The sequence below is a fragment of the Bowmanella dokdonensis genome (assembly GCF_017254865.1).
Lineage (GTDB): Bacteria > Pseudomonadota > Gammaproteobacteria > Enterobacterales > Alteromonadaceae > Bowmanella > Bowmanella dokdonensis.
Map to the genome: position 1 here is coordinate 1 of NZ_JAFKCV010000048.1, position 686 is coordinate 686.

General features: G+C 44.3%; 1 protein-coding gene. It reads left to right on the top strand.

Going from position 1 to position 686, the window contains the following annotated elements; genetic code table 11:
* Positions 1–288: 288 nt before the first annotated feature.
* Positions 289–686, top strand: a 398-nt coding sequence (locus J0A66_RS21465) for a GAF domain-containing protein (RefSeq protein ID WP_206575905.1), incomplete at its 3' end; no start/stop codon positions are given.

Here is a 686-nt window from a genome sequence, read left to right on the forward strand (position 1 = left end):
GGCGGGACGGGACTCTATGTCGAGCATTGACATCAAATCTGACTGATCCACTGGAGATCTCCTTTTTTTGTTTACCGCAAGACAGGGTATATCACAACCACTGCTAAACTAGAACAACTTTTGTTACCTTTTATTAACATTTTTTGAAGTTTTAATGACATAAGCTTTAGCCAGGTTATGTCGAAAAAACATTCAGTTAGATAAGGCAAGAAGCTTACCAAGCTGTACCAACTCGGTTAGGATAAACGGATTATTTGAGACTTTTATGACAGTCAACCTGGAAGCTCAATGCTGCTTAAGCTGGAAAATTTATTGCTGGAGGTTTCTAAATCTGACCGTATAGATTTAGGAGACATGCGTGAAGCCGAAGAGCTGATCTTACAGTCTTTGTTAAAAGGACTAAGTGTTAAGCGGGCCGGTATCTGGATGCGCGATGAAAAATTGGATGGCATCCGTTGTTCGCTGCTGATCGATTTACATCAGCAGGCTCGTTATGAAGACTTGCTGTTAACCCGCAGTCAATACCCTCGCTACTTCGCTGCCCTGGATGAAGAACGTTGTATTTCGGCCGAAGATGCGCTGACCCATTCTGCCACCGCAGAGTTTGCCGAAGGTTATCTTGCTCCCCTTGGTATTGCTTCTATGTTGGATATGCCGATTCGCCACCGGGGTAGAATGGTGGGCAT